Raw genomic sequence first — 24,795 nt, forward strand, 5'->3', positions numbered from 1 at the left:
CGTCGGACCGCCAGGACGCCTGTACTGACTGCGGTGTTCGGTGTTCGGGTCTTTCCGAACACCGAACACCTGGCTAGACTGTGGCAATGCCTGCTCGTGCGGACGAAGCCGCGGCACTGTTGCAGGACGCCTTCGAGACGACGGGAGTCCGTGTATCGCGGCGGTCCGACGCGGCGAGCGATCTTGAGCTGCTCGTCGGAGGCGCGCGCGTCCCGGTGCAGGTCAAGCGGTGGTCCGTGTTTCCGGAGCACGCGGTCCGGACCAACCCCGCCTTCCGTCCAGGCGCGACGTCGCCGGGTGTACGCGTCGTCGTCGCGGACAGAATCGGTGTCGACGCCCGTCGAGCGCTCGAGGCAGCGGGCTGGGGATGGCTGGACCTGCGCGGGATGCTCCACGTCGAAGGTCAGGACTTGTTCATCCATGCCGAGGTTCCGGCGGTGCGAGACCGACCGCGGCCGCGCGATCCCCTCGGCGCGCCCGCCGGGCTCGAGATTGCCTGCGCCCTGTTGTCCTCCCCAGCCGAGGATCACGCTGTTCGCGGCCTCGCGCGTCGCTTGGGACGCTCGCCGAGCACGGTCTCGGAACTCCTCAGCGCGCTCAGAGACGCGTCGCTGGTGGAGGGATCGACGTTCCGGCCGGCCCCTGAGCTCTTCTGGAGCGTCGTGGACGTGTGGCCCGGGAACCGTGTCGGCCTTGCCAGCGCCCCCGGTCCTGGGATGGGCGCCGCCTACGAGGTGCTCGGGCTGGGGTTCGAGGACGTCGCGGCGACAACCGGATGGGCTCTCACTGACACGCTCGCCGCCGCCGCTTACGGCGCGCCCGTGGCCGCGCGTGCTGACCGGCCGGCGGACTTCTTCGTGCCGACCGAGGTGTCGCTGCGGCGCGCTCGCAGTCTCCTCGGCGTCGCGAGGTCGCCCGCCGAGGTGCGATGTACGGTGCGCGTCGCCCCCGTTCCCGAAGTCTGCCGCGTCCGAGTGGATGCTGCGGATCTGTCTGTCGAGGCTGATGCACTCGCTGCGCCGGTCTTCGTCGCGCTGGACCTCGCTCAGGACGCCGGGCGTGGCCGGGAGATCCTCGATGACTGGACACCCCCGGAACCGTGGACCCGTGTCTGGTGACGTGCCACATGTCGTGCTCGTGGGCGACGAGACGCGGCGCCTCGTCGATGCGATCGGGTAGTCGCCGGCGTGCTCGGCGAGCCGCCGACCATTGTGGGTGGCGTCGCCGTGCTCTGCCGGGTACAGCGAGCGCACCGCGCGACCTCCGACCTTGATGCGCTGGACCTGAGGCGCGTCGAGCGACCAGCAGACCACGACAGTCAGGCCGGTCACGGCACTCGGAGCATCCTTGAGCTCCTGCGCGCTTCCCCCGGTGCCAAGCCGGTAGCGCCAGCCGCTGCGTCGGTGATCACGCCGAGCGGCCCAGTGCGGGTAGATGTCATCGACGTCCTCGAGGTGCCGGACTCTGCCAACATCGAAGACCCGACCGACAGGCTCTACGAGATGGCACACGCCTGGGCCTTTCGGACGGCGACCGAGGTGCGCATCGACGCGTGGGGCTCGGATGGGTCCGTCTCAAGCTCCGTTGCGCGGGTGGCGGAGGCAGGTCCGCTCGTGGCCATGAAGCTGCAGTCCGTGCTCCTTCGCTCGACCGCCAAGGAGGGCACCGACCTGCATGACATCGTGACGATCCTGCTGGACCCTGTCGCCAGGGATGCGGCGCTCTCGCAGCTGGTGGACTGTGACCCGACCATTGCAGCCGATGCCGCTCTGCACGCCGAGAGGTGGTTCGTCGCACAGGTCGACCGAACGCTCCGGCTCATCCGTACCGCGGGAGCGTTCGACGTGGGTCGTGACGACCTCGACCTCGTCGCCGACCTGCTCAGGGTTGCCACGCGACGTTGAGCAGGTCGCCGGGGTAGGCCGTGGGAGCGCCGGAGTCTCAGTCGGCAGGTGAGATGGTCTACGAGTCTCCTTGGGGCTAGATACGGGCCGGGTCCGCTACACGTAGGGGAGCACGTGCCGCACGTAGCGCTCGACGAGCGTCGCGACGGTCTCGTCGCCGGGTGCGTCCCACACCGTCTCGGCGAAGATCTCGACCTCGACGTCGCCGGTGTACCCGGCGTCGCGCACCCAGGACGTGATCGCGGCGAAGTCGACGTACCCGTCGCCCACGTGCCCGCGGGAGCGCAGCGCGGTCGGGGACAGCGGCAGCACCCAGTCGCACACCTGGTACCCCGCGAGCCGCCCCTGCGCCCCGGCGCGGGCGACCTGTCGCGCCAGGTCCGGGTCCCACCACACGTGGTAGGTGTCGACGACGACCCCGACGACCGCGGGGTCGAACGGTGCCGCGAGGTCGAGCGCCTGGCCGAGCGTGCTGACGACCGCGCGGTCCGCGGCGAACAGCGGGTGCAGGGGCTCGAGCACGAGCCGCACGCCGTGCTCGGCGGCGAACGGTGCGAGCTCGGCGATGCGGTCGGCGACGCGCGCGCGGGTCGCGACGAGGTCGCGCGCCGGGTCGGCGGCGGCCCCCGCGGGGTACGGGGACGCGGCCGCCTCGGGTCCGGGGGCGGCGGTCAGGCCGCCGACGACCATGACGAGCTCGCGCGTGCCGAGCGTCGCGGCCTGCTCGACGGCGCGGCGGTTGTCGTCGAGCGCCCCGCGTCGCCCGCGCTCGTCGTCGGCCGTGAGGAAGCCCCCGCGGCACAGCGACGAGACCCGCAGGCCCGCGTCGGCGACGATCTTCGCGGCGCGCTCCGCGCCGATCTCGTCGACGCGGTCGCGCCACAGCCCGACGGCCCCGAGCCCGGCGCGCGCGGCACCGGCGACGGCCTCCTCGAGCGTCCAGCGCGTGGTCGTCGCGGTGTTGAGCGACAGTCGCGAGAGGTCGGGGGTCACAGCGTGATCTCCGGGACGTCCAGGCGGCGTCCTTCGGTCGACGACCGCAGGCCGAGTGACGCGAGCTGCACGCCGCGCGCCGCGGACAGCAGGTCGTACCGGTGCGGACGGCCCGTCGCGACGTCGGCGAGGAACTCCTCCCACTGCAGCTTGAACCCGTTGTCGAGGTCGCCGTTGTCGGGCACGTCGAGCCACTGCTCGCGGAACGGCTCGGTGACCGGCAGGTCCGGGTTCCACACGGGCTTGGGCGTGTGCGCGCGGTGCTGCGCGACGCACCGGCGCAGCCCCGCGACGGCGGAGCCGTGCGTGCCGTCGACCTGGAACTCGACGAGCTCGTCGCGGTGCACGCGCACGGCCCAGGACGAGTTGATCTGTGCGACGACCGGGTCCCCGCCGGGCGTGACGACGTCGAAGATCGCGTACGCGGCGTCGTCGGCGGTCGCGTCGTACGCGCGGCCCTGCTCGTCCCAGCGCGTGGGGATGTGCGTGACGGTGGTCGCGGTGACGGTGCGGACCGTGCCGAGGATGCCTTCGAGAACGTAGTTCCAGTGGCAGAACATGTCGGTGGTCATGCCGCCGCCGTCCTCGGCGCGGTAGTTCCACGACGGGCGCTGCGCGCTCTGGTGGTCGCCCTCGAACACCCAGTACCCGAACTCGCCGCGCAGCGACAGGATCCGCCCGAAGAACCCCTCGTCGACGAGCCGGCGCAGCTTGACCAGGCCGGGCAGGTAGAGCTTGTCGTGCACGACGCCCGCGGTGACGCCGGTCTCCTCGCGCAGCCGGGCGAGGTCGACGGCCTCGGCGAGCGTCTCGGCGGTGGGCTTCTCGGTGTAGACGTGCTTGCCGGCCTTCATGGCGTGGGAGAGGGTCGCGGCGCGCAGGCTCGTCATGGACGCGTCGAACACGATGTCGATCTCCGGGTCGGCGATCAGTGCGTCGAGGTCGGTGCTCCAGCGCTCGACGCCGTGACGGCGCGCGATCTCGCCGACCTTGTCCGCGTTGCGGCCGACGAGGACGGGCTCGACCTGCACGCGCGTGCCGTCGGGGAGCGTGATGCCGCCCTGCTCGCGGATCGGCAGGATCGAGCGGACGAGGTGCTGGCGGTAGCCCATCCGGCCGGTGATGCCGTTCATGGCGATGCGCAGGGTGCGGGTGGTCACGTGGTCCTCCGGTGCGGTCGTGGAATGCGCTTTCCATCGTTCCGCACGACTGCCCGCCCGGTCAACGGGTCTCGTCCGGTCAGCCGGGTCGCCGGGTCAGCCGGTGCCGTCGGGTCAGCGGACGGGGAACGACCTCAGTGCCGAGGTCACGGCCGCCCGGAACGCCGCGTGCTCCGCGAGGTCCGCGCCGAACACCGCCTCGACCCGCAGCAGCCGGTCGGCCAGGCCCTCGACGGGTCCCTCGGCTGCGTCCGCCAGCGCGCCGGCCAGCGGGTCGTCGAGCGTCACCCCGCGTCCGGCGACGACGAGCGCGCCCGACGAGGCCGCGCGCACGTACGCCATCCACGCCGCGACGACGAGCGCCGCGTGCTCGGGCACAGCGCCGGCGGCCAGCCGGTCGCGCACCGTGCCCAGGAGCCGCTGCGGCAGCTTCACCGAGCCGTCCATCGCGACCTGCACGGTGGTGTGCCCCGTCGCCGGGTTGGCGAACCGGCGCAGCAGCGAGTCCCGGTACGCGACCAGGTCCGCGCCGTCCGGCGGCTCGAGCGTCGGCAGCACGTCGGTGTCCGTGAACGCGGTCGCCCACGCGCGCAGCTCGTCGTCCTCGACGGCCTGCGCGATCGTCGCGTGCCCGCGCAGCGCACCCGCGTACGCGAGCAGCGAGTGCGTCGCGTTGAGCAGCCGCAGCTTGGCGCGCTCGTACGGCTCCACGTCCGCGGTGAGCGTCGCGCCGGCCTTCTCCCACGCGGGCCGCGGCCCGGCGAACGCGTCCTCGACCACCCACTGCGTGAACGGCTCGCCCACCACGAGCGCCTCGTCCCGCAGCCCGAGCAGCCGCTGCGCGCGCTCGCGGTGCTCCGCGGTCGTCGCGGGGACGATCCGGTCGACCATCGTCGACGGGAAGCGCACCGACGCCGCGACCCACGCGCGCAGGTCGTCGTCGCCGGTCGCGGCGAGCAGGTCGTCGACCATGCGCGCGAGCACGCGGCCGTTGCCCGTGAGGTTGTCGCAGCACACGACCGTCAGCGGCCCGGCGTCCGCGCGCCGCCGCCGGTCGAGCGCCCGCACGAGCAGCCCCGTGGCCGAGCGGGCCGGGGCGTCGCTGCGGCCGCGCAGGGCCGCGAGGTCGGCGAGCACGCCCTCGTCGGACAGGTCCGCGCGCCCGTCCGCACCCAGCCGGTAGCCCTTCTCCGTGACGGTCAGCGTCACGACGTGCACGTCCGGCGACGCGACCGTCGCGAGCACGCGCGCCGTCCCGGACCCGGGCGGACCCGGGAAGGCCGCCTCGCGCAGCGCGGCGACCACGCGCAGGTCCTCGCGGTCGCGGTCGAGCGTCAGCACCCCGTACAGCCCGTCCTGCGGCGCGACCTGGTCGACGACGCGCGCCGAGCGCTGCGTGACCCCGAGGATCCCCCAGCGGTCGTCGTCCGCCGCGGCCGCGGCGTCCTCGGTGAGCACGGCCTGGTGCGCGCGGTGGAACGCCCCGAGGCCCAGGTGGACGATGCCGGTGCGCGCGGGCACGAGCGGCGGGCCGCTGACGCCGGGCCGTGGGAGCGCGTCGGCGAGCGTGGCGCGGGACAGGCGTGCGGTCACGACAGGGCCTCTCGGGTGGGTGCGGTGGTCGGCGCGGTGGTCGGCGCGGTGGTCGGTGCCGTCGACGCGCGCACGACGAGCTCGACGGGCAGCGGGACGTCGGGGCCGGGGTCGTCGTCGAGCAGGCGGTCGACCGCCGCGCGGCCCAGGCGGGCGAGCGGCACGGCGACCGTCGTCAGGCGCGGGCTGCCGAGCACCGCGACCGTGTCGTCGTGCCCGACGACCGATACGTCCTCGGGGATCCGGACACCGCGCGTGCGCAGCCGGTCCAGCAGCGCGAGCGCGACGAGGTCGTTGTGCGCGAGCACCGCGGTCACCCCGGCCGCCGCGACGACGTCCGCCGCGGCGGTGCCGCCCCCGGTCGTCGCCGGGAAGGCGCCGAGGTCGACCACCTCGAGCCGGTGCAGCCCGTGCGCCGCGACCTCGAGCCCGTCGCGCCGCCGCGCGTCCGACCACGACCCGGCCGGCCCGCCCGCGAACCCGATGCGCCGGTGCCCGAGCGCGTGCAGGTGCCGCACGGCCTGGCGCATGCCGTCGGTGTTGTCGACGACCACCGACGCGTGCGCGTCGTGGCGGCGGTTGACCAGCACGAACGGCCGGTCGTCGGGCAGGCGCGCGACCTCGTCGTCGGACATCCGCGGTGAGGCGAGGATCGTGCCGTCCGCCTGTGCGCCGACCTGCGCGACGAGCTCGGCCTCGAGGCGCGGGTCGTCGTCGGCGTCCGCGACGAACACGCCGTACCCGAGCTCGCGCGCGCGGGCCTGCACGCCCTTGACGAGGCCCGCGAAGAACGGGTTGGCGATGTCGGGGACGACGACCGCGAGGTTGCCGGTGCGGCCGCTCGCGAGCTCGCGCGCGGCGCGGTTCGGCCGGTAGTCGAGAGCCGCGGCCGCGCGCTCGACGAGCACGCGGCGTCCGGGAGCGACGAGCTCGGGGTGCGTCAGGGCGCGCGAGGCGGTCGCGGGGGAGACCCCGGCGGCTCGCGCGACGTCGCGCAGCGTCGTGACCACGTGGACCTCCTCGGGGCGGTCGTCGTCGACCGGTGGATCAGGGGTGCCGGACGCCCTCGTCGGGCCCGGATGTCGATGAACGCGATTTCATCACGGCACACCCTAGCCGGGGAAGCGCTTGCCGTGTAGCGTCTGCCGTGCTTGAGACGCGCGGTCGACCACGTGAATGCGCGTTCAGGATGTTTCAGAGCCGCGATGTCCCGAGAGGCGCGAGCATGACGACGACGACCCGCACGCTGCACCCCGACCGCGCGCTCCCCGCAGACCCGACGCTGCGTCCCCTGGCCCGCGAGATCTTCGAGCAGACGCGCGACCTGCCGCTCGTCTCCATGCACGGGCACGTCGACGCCGCGCTGCTCGCGGACGACGAGCCGTTCCCCGACCCGGCCGCGCTCCTCGTCGTCCCCGACCACTACCTGGTCCGCATGCTGATCTCGCAGGGCGTCCCGCAGGACGCGCTCGGAGTGCCGCGCCGCGACGGCGTGCCGGTCGAGACCGACCCTCGCGCGATCTGGCGCACGTTCGCCTCGCGCTGGCACCTGTTCCGCGGCACGCCCACGCGGCTGTGGCTCGAGCACGAGCTCGTCGAGGTGTTCGGTGTCACCGAGCCGCTGTCCGCCGCGTCGGCCGACCGCGTCTACGACCACCTGGTCGACCGCCTCGCACAGCCCGAGTACCGGCCGCGCGCGCTGTTCGAGCGGTTCAACCTCGAGATCCTGTCCACCACCGACCCCGCCGACTCGGGCCTCGAGGACCATGCGCGCCTCGCCGCCGACGGCTGGGGCGACCGCGTCGTGCCCACGTTCCGCCCCGACGCCGTCGTGCACCTCGACCGGCCCGGCTGGCGGGCCGCCCTGCGCGCGCTCGAGGCCCGCGTGGGCTACGAGATCTCGTCGTACCGCCTGCTGGTCCAGGCGCTCGAGGAGCGGCGCCGCGCGTTCAAGGCCGCCGGCGCACGCTCGTCGGACCACGGCCACCTGCGCGCCGACGCGACCCCGCTGACCGACGCCGAGGCCGAGCGCATCGTCACCGCCGCGCTGCGCGGGCAGGTCGAGCCCGCCGCCGCCGCCGCGTTCGCCGGCCACATGCTCCACGAGACGGCGCGCATGGCCAGTGAGGACGGCCTCGTCCTGCAGCTGCACGCGGGCGTGCTGCGCGACCACGACCCCGCGGTGCACGCCGCGCGCGGCCCCGACGTCGGCTACGACATCCCCGTCCCCACCGAGTTCACGCGCGCGCTGCGCCCGGTGCTCGAGTCGTTCGGGCACCACCCGAACCTGCGCATGGTCCTGTTCACCGTCGACGAGGACGCGTTCTCCCGCGAGCTCGCGCCGCTCGCGGGCGTCTACCCGGCCGTCCGGCTCGGCGCGCCGTGGTGGTTCCTCGACACCCCCGACGGCATGCGCCGCTTCCGCGAGGCCGTCACCGACACCGCGGGCTTCTACAACACCACCGGCTTCGTCGACGACACCCGCGCGTTCTGCTCCATCCCCGCCCGCCACGACCTGGCCCGTCGCATCGACGCCGGCTACCTCGCCCGGCTCGTCGCCGAGCACCGCCTCGACCTCGACGAGGCCGTCGAGACCGCCGTCGACCTGGCCCTGCACCTGCCGCGCGAGTCGTACGCGCCGCGCTGAACCCCGTGTGCCCGGTGCCGACCGGGCGCGCGGTTCGCGCGGGCGGGCTCGTCGCACTTCCTCCTCTGGCACGACGAGCCCGCCCGCACCCTTGCCGCCGTCGAGGGCCTCGGCTCAGGTGACTGCGCCGAGCTGCCAGGGGACGAACTCGTCGGCGCCGAGGTCGAGCTCCTCGGAGACCGTCTGCCGGCCGGACGCGACCTCGACGACGAGGTCGAAGATCTCCTGGCCGACCTGCTCCAGGGTCGCGGTCCCGTCGACGATCCGTCCCGCGTTCAGGTCCATGTCCTCGGTCATGCGCAGGTACGTCGCGGTGTTCGTCGCCACCTTGATGGACGGGGTCGGCTTGCAGCCGAGCACCGAGCCGCGGCCCGTGGTGAACACGACGACCGTCGCGCCGCCCGCGACGAGCCCGGTGACGGACACCGGGTCGTAGCCGGGGGTGTCCATGAACGCGAGGCCGCGGGTGGTGACGCGCTCGGCGTACTCGTAGACCGCGGTGAGGTCCGCGGTGCCGGCCTTGGCGACCGCGCCGAGCGACTTCTCGAGGATCGTCGTGAGCCCGCCGGCCTTGTTGCCGGGGGAGGGGTTGTTGTCGAGGGTGCCGCCGCCCGCGGCGGTGTACTGCTTCCACCAGTCGATGCGGTCGAGCAGGCGCTGCGCGACGTCGCGCGACACCGCGCGGCGCAGGAGCAGGTGCTCGGCGCCGAACACCTCGGGCGTCTCGGCGAGGACGCTCGTGCCGCCGTGCGCGACGAGCAGGTCGGACGCGCGGCCGAGCGCGGGGTTGGCGGTGATGCCGGAGTAGCCGTCGGAGCCGCCGCAGTTGAGGCCGAGGACGAGCTCGGAGACGGGGGCGGGCTCGCGGCGCAGCGCGTCGACCTCGGGGAGCATGTCCTCGATCGCGGCGACGCCCGCGCGCACGGTGCGGCGGATGCCGCCGGTCTCCTGGATGGACAGGACGCGCACGGGCTTGTCGGCGGGCAGGTCGAGGCCGTCGAGGACCGCGGCGGGCGGGAGCATCTCGCAGCCGAGGCCGAGCACCAGGAGCGCGGCGATGTTGGGGTGGTCGGCGTAGCCGCGCAGCGTGCGCAGCGTGAGCTGCGCGCCCTCGCTCGTCGGGACCAGGCCGCAGCCCGTGTCGTGCGTGAGCGCGACGACCCCGTCGACGTGCGGGTACGCCTCGAGCACGCGTCCGCGGAACTGGTCGGCGATGAGACGTGCGGTCGACGCGGAGCAGTTGACCGAGGTCACGATCCCGACGTAGTTGCGCGTGCCCCAGCGGCCGTCGGCGCGGCGGTACCCGTCGAACGTGCGGGGCTGCGTGGGCGCGGGCAGCGTGGTCCGTGCGGTGCCGACCTCGTACGTCCGCTCGTCGTCGGCCATGCCGAGGTTGTGCGTGTGGACGTGGTCGCCGGGGGCGATGTCGCACGTCGCGCGGCCGATCGACTGGCCGTACTTGTGCACGGGACCGCCCGTGGGGACCGCGCGCAGCGCGACCTTGTGCCCGCGGGGGATGCCGTGGCGGACGACGAGCGTCGTACCGCCCGGCAGCGGCACGGCGGTGCCGGCGGGCAGGTCGCGCGTCGCGACGCCCACGTGGTCGTCGTCGCGCAGCACGAGCACGCCGGCGGAAGGGTTCGTCATCGTCGTCCTCGCGGGTGAGTCGTGCCGAGCGGGATCACCCCGAGGATACCGCTTTCCCGACGAGCGGTCCCCTAGTCTCGTGCGCATGGCCGGACCCGTGACGCTGAGCGACGTCGCCCGCGAGGCAGGCGTCTCGCTCGCCACCGCCTCCCGCGCGATCAACGGCAGCCCCACCCGCACCGTCGGGCCGGAGCTGCGCGCGCGGGTGCTCGCCGCCGCCGAGCGCCTGCGCTACTCGCCGGACGCCAACGCGCAGGCCATGGCGCGCGGCCGCACCACGTCCGTCGGGCTCGTCGTGCACGACATCGCCGACCCGTACTTCTCGACGATCGCGCGCGGCGTCGCGCACGCCGCCGGCCGGGCCGGGCTGCAGGTGATTCTCGCGAGCACCGAGCAGGACCCGTCGCGCGAGGTCGAGATCGTCGGGCTGCTGCGGCGCCAGCGGGCGCGTGCGATCGTCATCGCCGGATCGCGGTACGACGACGAGGGCACCGCGAACGCGCTGCGCGACGCGCTCGACGAGTACCGGACGTCGGGCGGTGCCGCCGCGGTCGTCGGCCAGCCCGTGCTCGGCACCGACGCGGTGCACGTGGCGAACGTCGACGGCGCCCGCGCACTCGCCCGCGCCCTGCACGGGCGCGGCTACCGCGACGTCGCCGTGCTCGCGGGCCCCGAGCACCACCTCACCGCGCGCGAGCGGCACACCGCGTTCACGTCCGAGCTCGCCGCGCTGGGTGCTCCCGTGCCCGACGAGCGCGTCCTCACCTGCGGGTTCGACCACGAGGGCGGTGAGGACGCCATGACGCGCCTGCTCGCGTCCGGCACCCGCCCGCAGCTCGTGTTCGCCGTCAACGACGTCATGGCGCTCGGCGCGCTCGCCGCGGCCCGGGCCGCGGGTCTCGTCGTGCCCGACGACCTCGCGCTCGCGGGCTTCGGCGACATCACGACGCTGCGCGACGTCGTCCCCGGACTCACGACCGTGCGGATCCCGCTCGAGGAGGTCGGCACCGAGGCCATGCGGCTCGTGCTCGAGGCGGGCAACGGTGCGCCGCGCGTCGTCGAGGTGCCGACCGAGGTCGTGCTGCGCGAGTCCACACCGGTCCTGGCCTGACGCCCGGACGCGCAGGTCCGGACCTGCGCGCGTCGTCGGATAGCGTGCAAGGCACCGCCCGACGAGAGGAACCGCCCGCATGGCCACCGAGCCCGCCTACCGTGCCGACGAGACGCGCTACGACGCGATGACGTACCGCAGGGTCGGGCGCAGCGGGCTGCGGCTGCCGGGGCTGTCGCTCGGCCTGTGGCACAACTTCGGGCACGGCACGCCGTACGAGACGCAGCGCGCCGTGCTGCGCCGCGCGTTCGACCTGGGGATCACGCACCTCGACCTCGCGAACAACTACGGCCCGCCGTACGGCTCCGCCGAGGAGAGCTTCGGCCGGGTGCTCGCCGCCGACCTGCGGCCCTACCGCGACGAGCTCGTCATCTCCACCAAGGCCGGCTACGACATGTGGCCCGGCCCGTACGGCGACGGCGGGTCGCGCAAGTACCTGCTCGCGTCGCTCGACCAGTCGCTCGCCCGGATGGGCCTGGACTACGTCGACATCTTCTACTCGCACCGCATGGATCCCGACACGCCGCTCGAGGAGACCATGGGCGCGCTGCACACCGCGGTCGCCTCGGGCCGCGCGCTGTACGCGGGCATCTCGAACTACACGCCGTCCGCGACGCGCGAGGCCGCGCGGATCCTCGCGGACCTCGGTACGCCGCTGCTCATCCACCAGCCCAGCTACTCGATGTTCAACCGGCACGTCGAGCAGGTCGCCGACGGGCAGAGCGAGTCGCTGCTCGAGACCGTGGGGGACCTCGGCATCGGGATGATCGTGTTCTCCCCGCTGCAGCAGGGGCTGCTCACCGGGCGGTACCTGTCCGGGGGCGTGCCGGCCGGCTCGCGCGCGTCCGTCGGGCACTTCCTGACGCCCGACGCGATCTCGCCCACGTACCTGCAGCGGGCACGCGCGCTCGCGGCGGTCGCCGAGGCGCGCGGGCAGTCGCTCGCGCAGCTCGCGCTGTCCTGGGTGCTGCGCGACGAGCGCGTCACCTCGGCGCTCGTCGGCGCGTCGTCGGTCGCGCAGCTCGAGGACGACGTGGCCGCGTTGTCCGCGCCGCCGCTGACCGACGAGGAGATCGCGGCGATCGAGCCGTACGCCGTCGACGGCACGCACACGGGCGCCTGAGTGGCGGCCGCCGACCCCGCACGGCCCGACGACGAGCCCGCGCGCACGCTCGAGCCCGTGACCGTCCGTCGCGCCGGCCCGGGCGACGCCGCCGCGCTCACCCGCCTGCGCCGCGGCATGCTCCAGGCGATGGGCGTGCCCCGCGCCGACGAGGACGACTGGCAGGCCACGTGCACGCGGTGGTTCACGGAGCGTCTCGCGGCCGGGACGGTCGTCGCGTTCGTCGTCGACGGTGACCTGGGCGACGGCACGACCGGACCCGTCGCGTGCGCGGTCGGCGACTTCCAGGACCACGCGCCCGAGCCGTGGAACCCGTCCGGCCGGCGCGGCCACGTGTTCAACGTGTCGACCGAGCCCGCGTACCGCCGCCGCGGCTACGCGCGCGCGACGGTCATGGCGCTCATGACGTGGTTCCACGACGAGACCGAGGTGACGCGCGTCGGGCTGTCGGCCACACCGGACGGGCGTGCCATGTACGAGCACCTGGGGTTCGCCGAGCCGTTCGGGCGCGAGCTGGTCTGGCGCATCGCGCGCTGACCGGCCCGACGAGGTGCCGCGACCCGCGTCACGAGCCGAGCAGCACGTCGCCCCCGTCGACGGTCACGCGGTAGACCCGCAGGTCCTGCGGGTCCTTGCCGACCGGGTCCAGGCACTGCCCGGTCTCGAGGTCCCACACCTGCTTGTGCATGGGCGAGGTGAGCGTGGGCCGCCCGCCGCGGTCCCCGACGATGCCGCGGGACAGGACGTTCGCGCCGCTGAACGGGTCACGCTGCTGCACCGCGAGCACGCGGTCGTCGGCCAGACGGAACACCGCGACGGGCACCGACCCGCCCAGGAGCACGCCCGCGCCCCGCTCCGGCGTGAGGGCGTCGAGCGTGCACACCCGCTCGGCCACGGCGGTCGTCGCCCGGCCCTCCGGCGGCGCGGCCACGACCTCGAGCGGCAGCGGCACCCGCTGCCCGCGGCGCGGGACGTACGCGAGGTCGGGGTCCGTGCGCTCGGGCGCGTTGAGGTAGGGCGTGAACTGCGCGACCTTCGCGGGGTCGTCGAGGGTCGCGCGCCACTCGTCGACGTACCCGGCGACGTGCCGCTCGATCTCGGCCTCGAGCTCGGCCGCGATGCCGTCCCGGTCGTCGACGACGACCGCGCGCAGCGCCTCCATCCCGCCCGGGTAGGCCGCGACCCACGGCGCGGTGCGCTGCAACCGGTCGGCGGAGCGGATGTACAGCGCGAGGAACCGGTCGACCACCCGCACGAGCGTGTCGTCGTCCAGGTCCTCCGCGAGCAGCTCGGCGTGCCGCGGCGTGAACCCGCCGTTGCCGCCGACGTACACGTTCCAGCCCTGGGCGGTCGCGATCACGCCGACGTCCTTGCCGCGCGCCTCGGCGCACTCGCGCGCGCAGCCCGACACCCCCACCTTGAACTTGTGCGGCGAGCGCAGACCCCGGTACCGCAGCTCGAGGCGCACCGCCATGGACGACGAGTCCTGCACGCCGAACCGGCACCACGTCGAGCCCACGCACGTCTTGACCGCTCGCAGCGACTTGCCGTACGCCTGCCCGGACTCGAAGCCCGCCTCCACCAGCCGCCGCCAGATCTCCGGGAGCTGGTCCTGGCGCGCGCCGAACATGCCGAGCCGCTGCGCGCCGGTGACGCGCGTGAACAGCCCGAAGTCCGCGGCGACCTGCGCGAACGCGAGCAGCTTGTCGGGCGTGACCTCACCGCCCGGCATGCGCGGCACCACGGAGTACGTGCCGTCCTTCTGGAGGTTCGCGAGCAGGTGGTCGTTGGTGTCCTGGAGCGGCGCCTGGTCGGGCTGCAGCACGTGCCCCACGCCGAGCGACGACAGGATCGACGCGACCACGGGCCGGCAGATCGCGCAGCCGCGGCCCGTGCCGTGCGCCGCCACGATCTCGCTGAAGGTCCGCTCCGCGCCCGCGCGCACCAGCGCGAACAGCTCGGCGCGCGGCATCGCGAAGTGCTCGCACATCGCGTTCGACACCGCGACGCCCGCCTGCTCGAGCGAGCGGTTGACGATCGTCGTCACCATCGGCACGCATGAGCCGCAGACCGTGCCGGCACGCGTGCACGTCTTGACCTCGCCGACCGAGCGGCAGCCGTGCTCGGTGACCGCGCCGCGGATCGTGCCCGCGGTGACGTTGGCGCACGAGCAGACCACGACGTCGTCGGGCACCTCGAGCGTCGCGGGCGCACCGCCCTCGGGTGCGAGGAACGCGGACGGGTCGGCGCCGAGCGCGCGGCCCAGCAGTGGGCGCAGCGACGAGTACAGCGCGATGTCGCCGACGAACACGCCGCCGAGCAGCGTGCGCGCGTCGTCGGACACCACGAGCTTGCGGTACGTGCGCGCGACGGGGTCCGCGAACGTCACCTCGAGCGCGCCGGGGGTCAGGGCGAGCACGTCGCCGAAGCTCGCGGCCTCGACGCCCACACCCTTGAGCTTGGTGCCGTCCGCGGGCCGCTCGTACGTCGTCGTGCCGCCGAACAGCTGGTCGACGACCACGTCCGCCATCGTGTTGCCCGGCGCGACGAGGCCCGCGCACTCGCCGTCGTGCGACGCGCACTCGCCGATCGCCCACACGCGCGGGTCGGACGAGCGGCACGTCGGGCCGACGAGCACGCCACCGCGCTCGCCGATGCCCAGCCCCGACTCGCGCGCGAGGCGGTCGCGCGGGCGGATGCCGGTGGAGAACACCACGACGTCCGCGTCCAGCACCTCGCCGGTCGACAGCTCGAGCGAGGCGACCGTGCCGTCCGGCCCGGCGAGCACGCGGGACGCCGCGGTCGTCGTGCGCACGTCGATGCCCGTGTCCCGGACCAGGACACGCAACGCCTCGCCGCCGCCCGCGTCGAGCTGCACCGCCATGAGCCGGTCCGCGAACTCGACGACCGTCGCGCTCGCGCCCAGGTTCTGCAGCGCGGCGGCGGCCTCGAGCCCGAGCACCCCACCGCCCACGACGACGCCCCGGACCGGGCGGCCGAGCTCCGCGCGGCGGCGCGCGACCCAACCGGTGATGGCGTTGATGTCGTCGAGCGTGCGGTACGCCAGGACGCCGGGCAGGTCGGCGCCGTCGGTGCGCGGCACCCACGGCCACGAGCCGGTCGCGAGCACCAGGTCGTCGTACGCGACGACCCGGCCCGAGCGCGTCGTGACGGTCTGCGCGTCGCGGTCGAGGGTCGCGACCGCGTCGCCCGTGACGAGCTCGACGCGCTCGTCGTCCCACACCGACGGGTCGAGCGTGAGGTCCTCGACGCTCGCGCCCGTGATCGCGTCGGACAGGTGGACGCGGTCGTACGGCGCGTACGGCTCGTCGCCGACGACCGTCAGCTGCCACCCCCCGCCGCGCGCGACCATCTGCTCCGCGAACCGGTGCGCCACCATCCCGGCCCCGACGACGACCACGCGCCCGGGCTCCTGCTGCTCCCTCATGCGGCCATTTTCGACGACGGGGGTCGTGCTTATCGGGCCGTACGGCCCACGTGGACGCACAGCGCCCACGGGCCTGCTGTGAGGTCGCCGGACGCGGTGCGCGGCCGGGTCCTGGACCACCACGTCCGGACGCCGCCCGGGTTGTCTAGGCTCGTCCCGGGCTCGACGACCAGCGCACCCGGCGCGGCGGCCCGGCAGAGCGGGGAGATCATGGGTTTCTTCACCAAGGACGTCACGGGACCGCAGGAGGGCCTCGCGCCGCTCAGCCGCGACCGGATCACCGCGAGCCTCGACGCGCGCGAGCTGAACTACGGCATCGACGACGACGGTGACGTCGGCGGCGTCTGGGACGGCCACCTGTTCTACTTCTTCGTCCTGGGCCAGAAGGGCGAGTACCTGCAGACCCGCGGCCGCTGGAACCGGGTGATCGGCGTCGAGCACCTCGACGAGGTCACGCGCGTCGTCAACGCGTGGAACGCGGACCGGCTGTGGCCCAAGGGGTACGTGCGCGTCGAGGACGACGTGCTCGGCGTCTACGCGGAGCACACCGTCGACTACGAGCACGGCGTGAGCGACGCGCAGGTCGACCTGCACCTCGCGTGCGCGATCTCGACGAGCCTGCAGCTGTTCGAGCACCTCGACGAGAAGTACCCCGAGCAGGCCGCGGCCGCGCGGGCCCAGCAGGAGGCGGCCGAGCAGGAGCAGGGCGGCGCGTGAGCGAGGACCTCACCGCCGCGGGTCGTGCCTTCCAGGTCGACCTGCGCGGCGTGGTCGACCTGCTCGCCCGGCACCTGTACTCCGGCCCGCGCGTCTACGTGCGCGAGCTGCTGCAGAACGGCGTCGACGCGATCACGGCCCGGCGCCTGCACGACGCGGACGCCCCGGCCCGGGTGCGGCTGCGCCCCGGGCCGGGCGGCACGCTCGAGGTCACGGACACCGGGATCGGGCTCACGCCCGCGCAGGCGACCGAGCTGCTGGCGACCGTCGGCCGCTCGTCGAAGCGTGACCTCGACCTCGGGCTGGGCCGCGAGGAGTTCCTCGGGCAGTTCGGCATCGGCCTGCTGTCCGCGTTCATGGTGGCCGACGAGATCGAGCTCGTCTCCCGCTCCGCGGTCGAGACCGACGAGCCGCCCGTGCGCTGGGTGGGGTACGCCGACGGCCGCTACGACCTGACGGTGCTGCCGCGCGACGCGGACGTGCCCGCCGGGTCGACCGTCCGGCTGCGCGCGCGCCGCGACGCCGAGCACTGGCTGTCGGCCGACACGGTGGTCGCCCTCGCCCAGGAGTTCGGCAGCCTGCTGCCCGTGGACGTCGCGGTCGAGGTGCCGTTGCCCGACGTCACGGGCGGTGCGCCCGCCACCGCGTGGCGGCGGGTCTCCGAGCCGTCGCTGCCGTGGCTCGCGACCTACCCCGACGAGGCCGCGCGCACCGCCGCGCTCGCGGCGTACTGCGAGCGGACACTGGGCTTCACGCCGCTCGCGCACATCGACCTGTCGGTGCCCCTGGCCGGGCTCACCGGCGTCGCGTTCGTGCTGCCCACCGCGGTCCCGCCCGGGGCCGGCAGCCGCCACCGCGTCTACCTCAAGCGCATGCTGCTGGGCACGCACGTCGACGACCTGCTGCCCGAGTGGGCGTTCTTCGTCCGGTGCGTGGTCGACACGAGCGTGCTGCGCCCCACCGCGTCACGCGAGCAGCTCTACGGCGACGAGCTGCTGCTCGCGACCCAGGAGGCGCTCGCCGCCCAGGTGCGCGCGTGGACCGTCGCGGCGCTGACGGCGTCGTCGGCCGGCCTCGCGGGCTCGTCGGACCCCGACCTCACCGCCGCCGCGGGCATGCCGCCCGCGACGACCCGACGCATCGTCTCCACCCACCACCTCGCGCTGCGCTCGCTCGCGACCACGGACGACGAGGTGCTCGACCTCGTCGCGCAGGTCCTGCCGTTCGAGACCACCGACGGCGCGACGACCCTCGCGCAGGTCCGCGCGGACGTCGGCGAGGTGCTGCACACCACGCGCGTCGAGGACTTCCGCCGCGTCGCCCCCGTCGCGCGCGCGCAGGGCATGACGGTCGTCAACGCGGGCTACGTGTACGACGACGAGCTGCTCGCCCGGCTCGCGCTGCGCCCCGGCTGGCAGGTCCGTGAGCTGCGCGCGCAGGACGTCGCGCAGGTGCTCGGTGCCGTCGAGCCGCACCGCGAGCTCGAGGTGCTCGACCAGGTGCAGGCCGCCGCCGCGGTGGTCCGGCCGCTCGACTGCGCGCTCGTCCTGCGCAGCTTCGAGCCCGCCGAGGTCCCGGCGGTGCTCCTGCAGGACCGCGACGGCGAGCGCCAGCAGGACGTGCGTCGCACCGTCGCCGCGCAGGACGACCTGTGGGGCGGCGTCCTCGCGGGGTTCGTCAGCGGCGAGGACGAGCCCGCCCGCCGGCTCGTCGTGAACGACGCGAACCCCACCGTGCGGCGGCTGCTCGCCGCCGACCCGGCCGACCCGGTGCTCGCCGCGGGCGTCCGGTCGATGTACGTCACCGCCGTGCTGCTCGCGGGCGAGCCGCTGCGCGCGCGTGAGGCCGAGCTGATGAACGACGCCATGAGCGTGCTGCTCGAGGCGGGGCTGACGCGGCCCGGTGCCGCCCTGCCCGACGAGACCCAGGAGGACGTGTGACGCGCTCGACCGACGAGGCGAACCGGGAGATCTCCCGCGTGCGCAAGATGCCGTACGGCATCGCCCGCACGCAGGCCGCCGAGCAGCAGGTGCGGCTGGTCGAGGCCGAGGGGCCTGACGAGGTCCGCGCGTACGCGCTCAACGTGCTCGTCGAGTCGTTCGTCTGGGGCGGCGAGGTCGAGCGCGCGTACCTGCCGTTCACCAAGGCGGTGCGCTGGTACGACGAGCACCCGGAGCACTTCGACGCCGAGGACACCCACGGGTTGTTCTGGTCGTTCAAGTGGATGGTCGGGCACCTGTCGGACTTCCCCGACATCCCCGCGGAGCAGATCGAGGCGACGCTCGCCGACATGGAGCGCCGCTACGCGCTCGCGGGCCTCGGGCGGGACGCCGTCGCGTTCGAGGCCTTCGGGTGGGCGCGCCTGCGCGGCTCCGACGACGTCGACGCGCTCTACGAGGAGTGGGTCCGCACACCGCGCGACGACTACTCGCAGTGCCGCGCGTGCGACCCGGGTGACCGCGCGTCGTACCTCGTCGCGCGCGGCGACCACGACGAGGCCGTGCGGCTCATCCAGCAGACCCTGGACTCGGGTGTCACGTGCGCGACCGAGCCGGCCGACATGCTCTCGACGCTCGCGCTCGTGCACCTCGACGCGGGCCGGGCCGACGAGGCCGTCGCCGCGCACCGGCGCGCCGTCGCGGCGCTCGCGGGCTCGCCGTCCGACATGACCGGCGCCCGCGGCGCACGGTTCGTCCTGCTGGCGCGCGGCGGCCAGACCCGCCGCGCGCTGCGTGCCCTGACCGAGGACGCGCACCTGCTGCTCGCGGCGGACACCCCGAACGCCCGGTTCGACTTCCTCACCGACGTCGTGGCCGGCACCGCGGCCCTGCTGCCCGGGGCCGGTGCGGAGCCGGTCGCGTTCGAGGGCGTGGCCGCGTCCGACGTCGCCGGGCTGCACGCGTGGTGCGTCACGGAGGCGGCCGCGCTCGCGGCGGCCTTCGACGCGCGCAACGGCACCGACCGGTTCGCGCGGCGGCTCGCCGAGGCCCGCGAGACCCGCCCCGCCGACGTGACGCTCGACCTCGCGGTCATCCCGACGGGCGCGGCGGCGCGGCCCGTCCGGCCCGCCCCCGAGGTGGTCCTGACCGACGCGGGCGCCGGTCCGCTCGGCGCCGACCCCACGTCGCTGCCCGGCGGTCTGCTCGACGGCTCCGGGCTCGTCACCGCCGTCGAGTCCGGCCCGGACCGTGCCGAGCGGCTCGTCCGCGAGGGCGACCTCGTCGCCGCCGCCGCCGTGTGGCTCGAGGAGTCCGCGTCCGCCGAGGCCGCCGGCCGTCTGGCCGACTCCGGGCTCGCGCTGGCCGAGGCCGCGCGCTGCGCGCAGGAGGCGGGCGACGACGAGGGCGCCGCGGCCACCTACCCCGCAGCGGTGGCCCGGATGCGTGCCGGGGGAGTGGGCGTCGAGGTGCTCACGACCGTCGTCGTCGCGTGGGCGCCCGTCGCGGCCGCGACCGGCGGCGCGCAGGCCGTCCTCGCGGCCGTCGACGCGCTGCTCGCGGAGCTCGACGCGTCGGACGTGGCCGGCGCCGACACGGGCGCGCCCGCGGACACCGGTGCCGAGGTCGCCGGGGCGGGCCTGGCCGAGCGCCGCGAGGCGGTCCGGCGCCGGGCGCGCGCCGACCTCGACGACACCGCGGCCCGGGTCCTGGCGTCCACGGGCCCCGAGCGCGCCGCCGAGGCCGCCGCACGCGCCACCCGCGCCGCGGAGGCGTACGCCGGTGCCGGGCACGTCGCCGACGCCGCGCACGCGTTCTGGCTCGCGGGCCGCCTGCACGACGGCCTGGGCCAGGTCGACGACGCGGTGTGGAACCTGGAGTCCGCGGTCGAGGGCTTCTCGATCGCGCACCAGGCCGCTCCTCGCGGCGAGGCGGCCTCGGCCCTCGTCTCGGTGCTCCGCGCCGCGGGCCGCGACGACCGCGCCGAAGAGGTCCTCCGCACGCTCACCCGCTGACCCCGCCGCTTCCGCCCCGCCGGGTCGTGCGTTCCTCGCCAGGTCGCGCGTTTCTCGGTCAGTCGTGCGTTCATCTGCACGACCTACCGAGAAACGCACTACTCCGCGAGAGACGCGCGACTTTCGCGGTGGGGATGTGGGTGGGGGGCGGGAGGGTTGGGGGGTGGCTGACGAACTCCCTGTGCTGCTGCTCCCCGATGCCGACGCCTGGCGGGCGTGGCTCGCCGAGCACCACACGCAGACGACCGGCGTCTGGCTCGTGACGCACAAGAAGGGCGGCACGGTCACCGAGCTGACGTACGACCAGGCCGTCGACGAGGCGCTGTGCTTCGGCTGGATCGACGGGCAGCGGCGCAGCCGCGACGAGCAGAGCAGCCTGCTGCGCATGACCCCGCGCCGCCCCCGCAGCGTCTGGTCGGCGGTGAACGTCGAGCGCATCGCGCGGCTCGAGCGCGAGGGACGCATGCGCGACGCGGGCCGCGCCCAGGTCGCGGCCGCGCAGGCGGACGGCCGCTGGGACGCCGCCTACCACGGCCCGGCCCGCATCGAGGTGCCCGACGACCTCGCGGCGGCTCTCGACGCCGTGCCCGCCGCGCGCGCCTGGTTCGACGCGCTGACCTCGGCGAACCGCTTCGCGGTCCTGCTGCGCGTCACCCAGGCCAAGCGGCCCGAGACCCGGGCCCGGCGTATCGCGGGGTTCGTCGCCGACCTCGCCGAGGGCCGCACCGTCTACCCCCAGAAGCGCCGCCCCGACGGCATGTGACCCGGCTGCACGCCGCTCGTCGTCGGCTACCGCTCGACCGGGTCGGTCACCTTGAGGCCGAGCTCGGTCGCGACGGACTTCATGGTCGCGTCGTGGCTCGCCACCGTGACGGGCTCGCCGATCAGCAGCGCGGTCGCGAGGTGCAGGGCGTCGAGGGTCTTGATGTGCGACTGGATGGACTCGGCGACGACGAAGGTCTGAGCGGTCATCTCCAGGATGCCGACCCGGTCGAGCAGCGGAGCGCCCTCGACGAGCGGGCGACGTTCGCGGCGCAGCACCCGGACCACCTCGGTGCGCAGCAACCGCGACGAGACGAACGTGTGACCGGGGGTGTCGAGCCATGACCGCAGGCGGGCGCGCTCGGGCACGCCCAGGATGGTCCGCAGCGCGACCGAGGAGTCCAGGTACACGAGCGACACGTCAGTGTTCGCCCTTCAGCTCGTCGAGCAGAGCGTCCACCTGCGCGTCCGTGTACTCGGGGCCACCGTCGTGCCAGGGGGCGGGTGCCGCCGACGGCGGCGTGTACCGGCCCTCGCGGATGAGCCGGGACAGTCCTGCGGCGGGCTCGGTGTAGGCGGTGACACGCCAGCGGGGCTCGCCGCGCTCGGTCACGACGACCTCGTGGGTGGGCGTGACCTGCTCGAGCACCTGGGCGGTGTGCTGGTTGAGCTCGCGCTTGGTGACGGTCGACACGAAGCAAATGTACTACGCATGTCTGACGTGGTGCCGGGCGCAGGTGATCCGGCAGGTACCGGGGTGCCGACCAGGCGTCAGCGTCTCGGGACCAGCGTGCGCAGGTACGTGCGGGTGTCGGGGTCGGTCGAGTAGACCAGGGTGCCGACCATCCCGCGTGTGAGCAGGACCTTGTAGACGTTGCGGACCAGGCGCGCGAACTCGTCGTCGGGAACGGCCCTCCGGCTGCGGAAGTCGGGGTCGCGGCTGTGCTCACGGCGCGCGACCCAGCCTCCGCGATCCGCGCGCCAGACGAGGTCCGGGCCGATCACGACACCGTTCCAGTCGTACTCGAAACCCTGCGCGGTGTAGATGCAGCCGACCTGTCCGAAACCCGCCGGGTCGCTCGCCCACAGCGCGGCGGGCGGAGCCCCGCCGACCGATCGGTCACCGCGCAGGTTCCACGGCCGGGACCAGCCGTCGATCCGGACGTCCGGGACGAGCGAACCGTCGGGCCGCGGGTCCGACCACGGCCAGCAGTACCCGGCGGTGATCCGCGCACCGTAACCGGCGTCGGTGTACGCGCCCAGCCGGCCCTCGAGCTCGTCGGGCGAGTCGACCACGTCGAGGACGAAACCCTCGTCGCCGGGCCACGGAACGGGACCGACCTCGGGCTCTCGTAGCCCGAGCAGCCGCTCCACCCACTCGACGTAGGCTTGCGAGCCGCCCGCGCGGAACTGCGCATCGAGCCGGACCTCGTGCACGGGCAGGCCGCGGCGGGCGGCTGCGGCGCGGATGTCCGCAGGGGAGCCGAGCTCGCCCGGCCGCACGACCTGGTGCTGGTCGAGCAGGAAGACCGGGACGCGCGCCGCGTCGAGCAGCTCGTCCACCTGCGGACGCGCGCGCTCGCGCAGCCGCGCAGGGGTGAACCGCTGCACAGACTTCTCGCGGATGCGGTGCGCCTCGTCGAGGACCAGGACGTCGAGGCCGTTGCGGTCGGCGTCCATGAACGCGTTGAAGTACGTGAAGAGCTTGGCGGTGCGGGGCGAACCGCGGCCCGCGACTTTGCGCAACGTCTGCGTGAACGACCGCGACCCCGTGGCGTGCAGCACCGACCTGCCCTCGCGTGCGAGCTCGCCGAGCAGTGACAGCGCGATGACGGACTTGCCGGATCCCGGGCCGCCGGTCACGAGGACCACCGACTTCGAGTCGGCACGGCGAGCCTTGGCGACCTCGCGGAGCACCAGGTCGAACGCGACCCGCTGCTCGTCCAGCAGGACGAACTGCTCACGGTCGCGGATCTCGTCGGCCGCGACGCTCAGCAGCTGTCGCGACGGCGCGATCGACGACGACAGGAACGCGTCTGCGGCCTGGACCGACTCCCTGCCGGGCGCGTCGACGCTGAGCACGCTGCGCAGGTGCTCGTGCAGCCGCGCCCGTCGCTGGCCGGTGAACACGGGCGCGGGTGCCGGTCCCGTCAGCAGGTCGGCGACGGGCTCGTCGGACGCGTTGTGCAGATAGGCGAGCCCCGTGATGGTGTGAGGTGCGTGCTCCAACGCCCGGACGAAGTCCGCCAGGTAGCGCACGTACTCCTCCACCTGCACGCCGGGGTGCAAGACAGGGCGGTACGGCGCGCCAGGGACGTCGACGAGTGTCTCGGAGTCCTCCCAGCGGCGTGCCTCAGTCCACTGCTTCAGCTCGACGACGACGTACGAGGGCTCGCCCGTGCGCGGGTGGACGCCCGCCAGGACGGCATCCGTGCGCCTCGAGCTCAACGGCAGCCGGTGCTCGAGCAGCACCTCGACGTTGCCGAGCCCTGCGTCGTCGAGGTCACGGGCGAGCGCCGGCACCGAGTGGCGCCACGCCCTGCGCTCGGACGGTCCGGGCGGGATTCCCTGGGCGCTCAGCATCTGGGCGAGGTGGCGTTCCACGGCGGTGTCGTCGTCGGAGGTGACGCGGGCGAGAGCATCACCGCTGTAGCGGGCGGTCGGCACGGAAGGTCCCCTGGGCAGCACGAAGGTCGTGCGGCGGGGGACATGTCCCGGTCTCGTCGTCGGACGACGTGCGCGGCGGGAAGTCCGTCGGTTACCGCTGGTCGGGCTCGACGATAGCGGCGGCCACCGACGAGGTCTCGTGACCCACGCGGAGCCGCACGGGCTGTGTCGGTGACGCGCCGTAGGGTCGGCAGAGGTTGTCCACAGGGCCGCCGACGACTCCTGCCCGATCTGACTACGTTTGCGTGCTGTGCGAACCTACGAACGGCAGCTCCTGGCCCGGTCAGCCGCGATCGTCGTCGCGCTGGCGTGCCTGGTGAGCGTGTCCGCGTGCGCGGCGCTGCGCACGCCGTCGGACACGCCGTCCGCCGGCGCGAGCCTCGGCACGAGGACGAGCACGCCGCGCCCGACCGCCGGCCCCACGTCGCCCCCCGCTGCGACAGCGACTGCCCTCCCGGCCCCCGTCCCGAGCCCGACGCAGTCCGTCGCCCCGTTCGACGCGAGGTCGGCCCCCGCACGGCCGGACGCCCTCGACGCGGAGTTCACGCCCGAGGCCGCCGCCGAGGTCGGCGAGTACTTCTTCCAGCTCCTGCCCTACGCGTGGGCGACGGGCGACGTGTCGGAGCTCGAGGCGCTCGCGGCGCCCGAGTGCGACTACTGCGCGAGCATGATCGAGGCCGCCACGGAGCTGTTCGACCGGGGCCAGCACGAGAGCGGGAACCAGATGACGATCGACAACTCGCAAGGCGCGCTCATGGACGAGGCACTCCTCGACTACTACGACTACACGAGACCGACCGCGTCCGTGGTCGTGAACCTCGTGCAAGGGCCGTGGACGCGCTTCGACTCGTCGGGTGCGGTCGTCGAGGCCGACCCGATGTACGTGTACGTCAACGCGCACCTGGACGTCGCGAAGCCCGACGGTGCCTGGAAGGTGCTCGGGGTCTCCGCCAGCGAGGTCGCGGAGAGCGAAGACCCGATCCTCGGCATCCGGCCCGACCTCTGACCCGAGCCGGCAGCGGGCTCGTCGTCCTTCCCCGTGCCCCCTGCGGCCCGGACCGATCGGGTCGT

The 24,795-nt window shown here is 74.4% G+C and carries 20 protein-coding genes; 11 read left to right on the forward strand and 9 right to left on the reverse strand.

The features are described from left to right. Window positions 1–86: 86 nt before the first annotated feature. Together ACT17Q_RS02450 and ACT17Q_RS02455 are read left to right on the forward strand one after the other, a co-directional pair. Window positions 87–1,118, forward strand: coding sequence for an ArsR family transcriptional regulator (locus tag ACT17Q_RS02450; RefSeq protein WP_157732584.1), 1,032 nt, complete (start codon window positions 87–89; stop codon window positions 1,116–1,118). A 69-nt stretch (window positions 1,119–1,187) separates the two neighbouring features. Beyond that, window positions 1,188–1,904, forward strand: coding sequence for a prevent-host-death protein (locus ACT17Q_RS02455; protein WP_444664497.1), 717 nt, complete (start codon window positions 1,188–1,190; stop codon window positions 1,902–1,904). Between the two features lie 96 nt (window positions 1,905–2,000). Here the strand turns inward: ACT17Q_RS02455 and ACT17Q_RS02460 are convergent, their stop codons facing one another. The 4 genes from ACT17Q_RS02460 to ACT17Q_RS02475 all read right to left on the reverse strand — a co-directional run bounded on the left by ACT17Q_RS02460 (window position 2,001) and on the right by ACT17Q_RS02475 (window position 6,660). Next, on the reverse strand, window positions 2,001–2,897 hold the full coding sequence (locus ACT17Q_RS02460; protein ID WP_444664499.1) for a sugar phosphate isomerase/epimerase family protein: 897 nt from the start codon (window positions 2,895–2,897) through the stop codon (window positions 2,001–2,003). After that, window positions 2,894–4,030 carry a Gfo/Idh/MocA family protein gene (locus ACT17Q_RS02465; RefSeq protein WP_444665352.1) on the reverse strand — a complete coding sequence of 379 codons (1,137 nt, stop codon included), beginning with the start codon at window positions 4,028–4,030 and terminating at the stop codon, window positions 2,894–2,896. The genes ACT17Q_RS02460 and ACT17Q_RS02465 overlap by 4 nt, the downstream gene beginning before the upstream one ends. A gap of 141 nt (window positions 4,031–4,171) precedes the next feature. Then, entirely contained in the window at window positions 4,172–5,650 is a 1,479-nt protein-coding gene (locus ACT17Q_RS02470) for a mannitol dehydrogenase family protein (RefSeq protein WP_444664501.1), read from the reverse strand. After that, a complete protein-coding gene (locus ACT17Q_RS02475; protein WP_444664503.1) occupies window positions 5,647–6,660 on the reverse strand; it encodes a LacI family DNA-binding transcriptional regulator in 1,014 nt (337 codons plus the stop codon). Before ACT17Q_RS02475 ends, ACT17Q_RS02470 begins: the two co-directional genes overlap by 4 nt. Window positions 6,661–6,875: 215 nt before the next feature. Here ACT17Q_RS02475 and uxaC point away from each other — a divergent pair, with 215 nt between their 5' ends. Continuing rightward, on the forward strand, window positions 6,876–8,297 hold the full coding sequence (gene uxaC / locus ACT17Q_RS02480) for a glucuronate isomerase (protein ID WP_444664505.1): 1,422 nt from the start codon (window positions 6,876–6,878) through the stop codon (window positions 8,295–8,297). A 114-nt stretch (window positions 8,298–8,411) separates the two neighbouring features. Here the strand turns inward: uxaC and ACT17Q_RS02485 are convergent, their stop codons facing one another. Further along, entirely contained in the window at window positions 8,412–9,944 is a 1,533-nt protein-coding gene (locus ACT17Q_RS02485) for a UxaA family hydrolase (RefSeq protein ID WP_444664507.1), read from the reverse strand. A gap of 85 nt (window positions 9,945–10,029) precedes the next feature. Between ACT17Q_RS02485 and ACT17Q_RS02490 the strand changes: the two genes are divergently transcribed. The 3 genes from ACT17Q_RS02490 (at window position 10,030) to ACT17Q_RS02500 (ending at window position 12,715) form a co-directional block, all read left to right on the forward strand. Next, the gene (locus ACT17Q_RS02490; protein WP_444664509.1) at window positions 10,030–11,055 is read left to right on the forward strand and encodes a LacI family DNA-binding transcriptional regulator; all 1,026 of its coding nucleotides are present in this window, start codon (window positions 10,030–10,032) and stop codon (window positions 11,053–11,055) included. A gap of 79 nt (window positions 11,056–11,134) precedes the next feature. Further along, window positions 11,135–12,178 carry an L-glyceraldehyde 3-phosphate reductase gene (gene mgrA, locus ACT17Q_RS02495; RefSeq protein WP_444664511.1) on the forward strand — a complete coding sequence of 348 codons (1,044 nt, stop codon included), beginning with the start codon at window positions 11,135–11,137 and terminating at the stop codon, window positions 12,176–12,178. Further along, window positions 12,179–12,715 (forward strand): GNAT family N-acetyltransferase, encoded by a 537-nt coding sequence (locus ACT17Q_RS02500; RefSeq protein WP_444664513.1) that lies wholly within the window; start codon window positions 12,179–12,181, stop codon window positions 12,713–12,715. 28 nt (window positions 12,716–12,743) lie between these two features. Here the strand turns inward: ACT17Q_RS02500 and nirB are convergent, their stop codons facing one another. Further along, the gene (nirB, locus tag ACT17Q_RS02505) at window positions 12,744–15,626 is read right to left on the reverse strand and encodes a nitrite reductase large subunit NirB (protein WP_444664515.1); all 2,883 of its coding nucleotides are present in this window, start codon (window positions 15,624–15,626) and stop codon (window positions 12,744–12,746) included. 141 nt (window positions 15,627–15,767) lie between these two features. Here nirB and ACT17Q_RS02510 point away from each other — a divergent pair, with 141 nt between their 5' ends. The 4 genes from ACT17Q_RS02510 (at window position 15,768) to ACT17Q_RS02525 (ending at window position 21,058) form a co-directional block, all read left to right on the forward strand. Further along, window positions 15,768–16,343 carry a YbjN domain-containing protein gene (locus ACT17Q_RS02510; RefSeq protein ID WP_232514453.1) on the forward strand — a complete coding sequence of 192 codons (576 nt, stop codon included), beginning with the start codon at window positions 15,768–15,770 and terminating at the stop codon, window positions 16,341–16,343. After that, window positions 16,340–18,283: an HSP90 family protein gene (locus tag ACT17Q_RS02515; protein ID WP_444664517.1), complete on the forward strand. Its 1,944-nt coding sequence runs from the start codon at window positions 16,340–16,342 to the stop codon at window positions 18,281–18,283. The genes ACT17Q_RS02510 and ACT17Q_RS02515 overlap by 4 nt, the downstream gene beginning before the upstream one ends. Then, a complete protein-coding gene (locus ACT17Q_RS02520; protein ID WP_444664519.1) occupies window positions 18,280–20,295 on the forward strand; it encodes a hypothetical protein in 2,016 nt (671 codons plus the stop codon). The genes ACT17Q_RS02515 and ACT17Q_RS02520 overlap by 4 nt, the downstream gene beginning before the upstream one ends. A 163-nt stretch (window positions 20,296–20,458) precedes the next feature. After that, window positions 20,459–21,058 carry a YdeI/OmpD-associated family protein gene (locus tag ACT17Q_RS02525; protein WP_444664521.1) on the forward strand — a complete coding sequence of 200 codons (600 nt, stop codon included), beginning with the start codon at window positions 20,459–20,461 and terminating at the stop codon, window positions 21,056–21,058. Between the two features lie 26 nt (window positions 21,059–21,084). Here ACT17Q_RS02525 and ACT17Q_RS02530 read toward each other — a convergent pair whose 3' ends face one another. From ACT17Q_RS02530 to ACT17Q_RS02540, 3 genes are all read right to left on the reverse strand, one after another. Further along, entirely contained in the window at window positions 21,085–21,477 is a 393-nt protein-coding gene (locus ACT17Q_RS02530) for a PIN domain-containing protein (protein ID WP_444664523.1), read from the reverse strand. Between the two features lies 1 nt (window position 21,478). Continuing rightward, window positions 21,479–21,751, reverse strand: coding sequence for a type II toxin-antitoxin system Phd/YefM family antitoxin (locus tag ACT17Q_RS02535; RefSeq protein ID WP_444664525.1), 273 nt, complete (start codon window positions 21,749–21,751; stop codon window positions 21,479–21,481). A gap of 77 nt (window positions 21,752–21,828) precedes the next feature. After that, window positions 21,829–23,724, reverse strand: a complete 1,896-nt coding sequence (locus tag ACT17Q_RS02540) for a DNA/RNA helicase domain-containing protein (protein ID WP_444664527.1) — start codon at window positions 23,722–23,724, stop codon at window positions 21,829–21,831. A 250-nt stretch (window positions 23,725–23,974) separates the two neighbouring features. Here ACT17Q_RS02540 and ACT17Q_RS02545 point away from each other — a divergent pair, with 250 nt between their 5' ends. Continuing rightward, window positions 23,975–24,730, forward strand: a complete 756-nt coding sequence (locus ACT17Q_RS02545) for a DUF6318 family protein (RefSeq protein WP_444664529.1) — start codon at window positions 23,975–23,977, stop codon at window positions 24,728–24,730. Window positions 24,731–24,795 lie beyond the last annotated feature (65 nt).

This window comes from Cellulomonas sp. CW35 (assembly GCF_052378485.1).
In the GTDB taxonomy this organism is placed as follows: Bacteria; Actinomycetota; Actinomycetes; order Actinomycetales; family Cellulomonadaceae; genus Cellulomonas; species Cellulomonas uda.